Origin of the sequence: Mesorhizobium sp. M7A.F.Ca.US.006.04.2.1, assembly GCF_004022915.1 — a bacterium.
In the GTDB taxonomy this organism is placed as follows: Bacteria; Pseudomonadota; Alphaproteobacteria; order Rhizobiales; family Rhizobiaceae; genus Mesorhizobium; species Mesorhizobium ciceri.
On sequence record NZ_RZQA01000498.1, the window covers coordinates 1 to 4859 of the forward strand.

Genomic DNA, 4859 nt, shown 5'->3' on the forward strand with positions numbered 1-4859 from the left:
CGGCACTGCTGAACGAAAAGCAGCAAGGCGTGAAGAAGCGCTTCGTTACGCTGGTGGTGGAAAACCCCGGCGATTGCGACGCTCCGTCAGTTTCTACACTCTGGCATGACGGCAAGATCGTCGGCGAGACGACGTCGGGCGGCTGGGGCCATCGCATCGACAAGTCGATCGCGCTCGGCATGCTGCGCGCCGACCTGGCCGAACCAGGTACATCAGTCGAGGTCGAAATCTTCGGTGACCGCTTTCAGGCAATCGTGCAGAAGGATGAACCGCTGTGGGATCCGAAGAACGAAAGGCTGCGCGCATGAAGAAAATCATCCTCACCGATGGCGGCATGGGCCAGGAACTGGTCCGCCGCAGCCAATCCGAGCCGACGCCGCTATGGTCGGCCAGGGTGCTGATCGACGAACCGGATCTGGTGCGCGACCTGCACGCGGAATTCATCCGTGCCGGCGCACGTGTCATCACCATCAACACCTATTCTGCGACACCCGAACGCCTGGCGCGCGAAGGTGCGGAAGACCTATTCAAGCCATTGCAGAAGCGCGGCATCGAATTGGCCAGGCAGGCCCGCGACGAGGCCGGCGATGCAGCCATCGCCGGTTGCCTGTCGCCGCTTTTCGGCAGCTATGCACCGGCACTGACCATTTCCTTCGAGGAGACGCTCGATATTTACCGCCGCATCGTTGCCGAGCAGGCCGATGGCGTCGACCTGTTCCTGTGTGAAACCATGGCGTCGGCGGACGAAGCCCGCGCAGCGGTCACCGCTGCATCGGAAAGCGGCAAGCCGGTATGGGTATCGTGGACGCTGGCTGACCACGGCAAGCCGCGCCTGCGCAGCGGCGAAGCAATAGCCACTGGGGCAAGCGCGCTCGACGGCCTGGCAGTCGCCGCGCGGCTGGTCAATTGCTGCCGGCCGGAAGCAATCGCCGCGGCTTTGCCTGAACTGATCGGCCTCGGCGGCCCGGTCGGCGCATATGCCAATGGCTTCACGTCAACCGAAGCACTTAAGCACGGCGGCACCGTCGATGTACTGCACGCTCGTCACGACCTTGGCCCGGATGCCTATGCCGACCAGGCGATCGGCTGGGTGGAGGCTGGCGCAAGCATCGTTGGCGGCTGCTGCGAAGTCGGACCACCGCACATCGCCGCCCTGCGCGACCGGCTCGAACAGGCCGGCTACGAAATTTCGGGAGTTTTGCATGCCTAGACCATCATCGCGCATTTCCGGCATCGTGCCTTCGGGCAAGGACGGCTGGGAAGTCCATTTCGCCGCCTGGACGCGCAAGGAGGCCGGCGAAGACATCATCATGCTGTCGGTTGGCGACCATGATTTCGACACGCCTTCGCAGACCATCGAAGCCTGTGTGACCGCGGTTCGCGGCAGCAATCATCACTACACCCCGCTTCCCGGCTTGCCGCGCCTGCGCAAGGCGATGGCCGCGGCCTCGAGCGCCTGCACCGGCGTCGAGACATCGCCGGATCAGGTGATCGCCACGCCGGGCGGCCAGGCCGCACTCTACGCGGCCGTGCAGGGCGTGCTCGACCAGGGCGATCACGCCATCGTCGTGGCGCCCTATTATGCCACCTATCCCAACACGTTCAGCGCCGCTGGCGCTGATTTCACCGTCGTCGAGACACCGGCCGAGGATGGCTTCCAGCCGCGAGCCGACATGATCCGCGCGGCAATCCGGCCGAACACGCGCGCCATCCTGATCAACACGCCGAACAATCCGACCGGTGCGGTCTATTCGCGCGAGCGGCTGGAACAATTGGCAGAAGTCTGCCGGGAGCACGACCTCTGGCTGCTGTCGGACGAAGTCTACTGGACGCTCGGCGGCGGCGAGCACGTCTCGCCGCGCTCGCTGCCAGGAATGGCCGAGCGCACGCTGGTCATCAATTCGATGTCCAAGAGCCACGGCATGACCGGCTGGCGCATGGGCTGGCTGACGGGACCGGAGCAGATGATCACGCTCATGATCAATCTCAATCTGGTGACGACCTACGGCCTGCCGGCCTTCATCTCGATCGCTTGTTCCGAGGCGCTGGAGAACCGTTACGGCGTCAAGGAGATCGCCGAACGCTACGCGGCACGCCGCACCGTCTTGCTCGACGCCGTGCGGGGCATGAACGATGTCACCGTGCGCGGTTCGGAGGGCGGCATGTATGTCATGCTCGACATCTCGGCCGTCGAGCCGGACGACGAGAAATTCGCCTGGGCCCTGCTCGACAAGGAAAAGGTTGGCGTGATGCCCGGCTCCAGCTTCGGCGAGGCGGCCGCCGGCCACATTCGCATCAGCCTCTGCCAGCCCGAACCCGTGCTGCAGGAAGCTGCACTTCGTCTGCGCCGCTTTGCTTCCAGCTACCGTCGCGAGGCAGCATGATCGCCAAGGCAGTTCCCGCCAAAGCAAGAGCGGTCATCATCGGCGGCGGCGTTTCCGGCTGTTCGGTCGCCTATCACCTGGCCAAGCTTGGCTGGACCGACATCGTGCTTCTCGAACGCAAGCGGCTGACGTCGGGCACGACATGGCATGCTGCCGGCCTGATCGGCCAGCTGCGCGGTTCGCAGAACATGACGCGGCTGGCGAAATATTCCGCCGACCTCTACGTCAAGCTGGAAGCAGAGACCGAAGTCGGCACCGGCATGCGCCAGGTCGGTTCGATCACCGTGGCGCTGACCGAGGAGCGCAAGCACGAGATCTACAGGCAAGCGTCGCTGGCGCGTGCCTTCGATGTCGACGTGCGCGAGATTTCGCCCAGGGAAGTCAGCGAGATGTACCCGCATCTCAATGTTTCCGATGTCGTCGGCGCCGTGCATCTGCCGCTCGACGGCCAGTGCGACCCCGCCAACATCGCCATGGCACTGGCCAAGGGCGCGCGCCAGCGCGGTGCGACCATCGTCGAGAACGTCAAGGTCACCAAGGTCCACAGCAAGGCCGGCCGCGTCACGGGCGTGTCCTGGACACAAGGCGAAGAGCAAGGCACCATCGAGGCCGACATCGTCGTCAACTGCGCCGGCATGTGGGCGCGCGAACTGGGAGCGCAGAACGGCGTCACCATCCCGCTGCACGCCTGCGAGCATTTTTACCTCGTCACCGAGCCGATCCCCGGCCTCACCCGCCTGCCGGTGCTGCGTGTGCCCGACGAGTGTGCCTACTACAAGGAGGACGCCGGCAAGATGATGCTGGGCGCTTTCGAGCCGGTGGCAAAGCCCTGGGGCATGGACGGCATCCGTGAAGATTTCTGCTTCGACCAACTGCCGGAGGATATGGAGCATTTCGAGCCGATCCTCGAAATGGGCGTCAACCGCATGCCGATGCTGGCGACCGCCGGCATCCACACCTTCTTCAATGGTCCCGAGAGTTTTACGCCCGACGACCGCTACTATCTCGGCGAGGCGCCGGAACTGTCCGGCTACTGGATGGCGACCGGCTACAATTCGATCGGCATCGTCTCCTCCGGTGGCGCCGGCATGGCGCTGGCGCAGTGGATCAATGATGGCGAAGCCCCCTTCGACCTGTGGGAAGTAGACATCCGCCGTGCCCAGCCGTTCCAGAAGAACCGCCGCTATTTGAAGGAGCGCGTCTCTGAAACGCTTGGCCTGCTCTATGCCGATCATTTCCCCTATCGTCAGATGGCGACGTCGCGCAATGTCAGGCGCTCGCCGCTGCACGAGCATCTGAAGGCGCGCGGCGCTGTCTTCGGCGAAGTCGCCGGCTGGGAGCGCGCCAACTGGTTCGCCCGCGAGGGCCAGGAGCGCGAATACCGCTATTCCTGGAAGCGCCAGAACTGGTTCGACAACCAGCGCGAGGAACACCTTGCGGTCAGGAATGGCGTCGGCCTGTTCGACATGACCTCGTTCGGCAAGATCCGTGTCGAGGGCCGCGACGCCTGTGCTTTCCTGCAAAGACTATGCGCCAACGACATGGATGTCGCGCCGGGCAAGATCGTCTACACCCAGATGCTCAACCAGCGCGGCGGCATCGAGAGTGACCTGACGGTCTCGCGGTTGTCCGAGACGGCGTTCTTCCTCGTCGTCCCAGGCGCCACGCTGCAGCGCGATCTGGCTTGGCTGCGCAAGCACGTCGCCGACGAGTTCGTCGTCGTCACCGACGTAACGGCGGCCGAAAGCGTGCTCTGCCTGATGGGCCCGGACGCGAGAAAGCTGATCCAGAAGGTCAGCCCGAACGATTTCTCCAATGAGAAAAATCCGTTCGGCACGTTCCAGGAGATCGAAATCGGCATGGGCCTGGCTCGCGCCTACCGCGTCACCTATGTCGGCGAACTCGGCTGGGAGCTCTATGTCTCGACCGACCAGGCGGCCCATGTCTTCGAGGTGGTCGAGGAGGCAGGTGTGGATGTCGGCCTGAAACTCTGCGGCCTGCACACGCTGGATTCCTGCCGCATCGAGAAAGCGTTCCGGCATTTCGGCCATGACATCACCGATGAGGACAATGTGCTGGAAGCCGGCCTCGGCTTCGCGGTGAAGACCGCCAAGGGCGACTTCATCGGCCGTGACGCGGTGCTGCGCAAGAAGGAAGCCGGCCTGTCACGCCGGCTCGTACAGTTCCGGCTGAAGGATCCGGAACCCCTGCTCTTCCACAACGAGGCGATCCTGCGCGACGGTAAGATCGTTGGTCCGATAACGTCTGGCAATTACGGCCATCACCTCGGCGGCGCCGTCGGGCTGGGCTATGTGCCTTGCGAGGGCGAGAGCGAGGCGGATGTGCTGGCGTCGTCCTATGAGATCGAAATCGCCGGCGAGCGTTTTGCGGCGGAAGCCTCGCTGAAGCCGATGTACGATCCGAAATCGGAGCGGACGAGGATGTAGTGCCTTCTCGCCTCCCCCTTTGTGGGGG

The 4859-nt window shown here is 64.1% G+C and carries 4 protein-coding genes; all 4 read left to right on the forward strand.

The window, feature by feature from the left end:
* Positions 1–308 (forward strand): glycine cleavage T C-terminal barrel domain-containing protein (locus EN925_RS23585; protein ID WP_164894349.1); only part of this gene is annotated, 308 nt, incomplete at its 5' end.
* Positions 305–1210, forward strand: a complete 906-nt coding sequence (locus EN925_RS23590; protein ID WP_127369714.1) for a homocysteine S-methyltransferase family protein — start codon at positions 305–307, stop codon at positions 1208–1210. The genes EN925_RS23585 and EN925_RS23590, both read left to right, overlap by 4 nt.
* The gene (locus tag EN925_RS23595; protein WP_063172401.1) at positions 1203–2384 is read left to right on the forward strand and encodes a pyridoxal phosphate-dependent aminotransferase; all 1182 of its coding nucleotides are present in this window, start codon (positions 1203–1205) and stop codon (positions 2382–2384) included. The genes EN925_RS23590 and EN925_RS23595 overlap by 8 nt, the downstream gene beginning before the upstream one ends.
* A complete protein-coding gene (locus tag EN925_RS23600) occupies positions 2381–4831 on the forward strand; it encodes an FAD-dependent oxidoreductase (protein ID WP_127384766.1) in 2451 nt (816 codons plus the stop codon). The genes EN925_RS23595 and EN925_RS23600 overlap by 4 nt, the downstream gene beginning before the upstream one ends.
* Positions 4832–4859 lie beyond the last annotated feature (28 nt).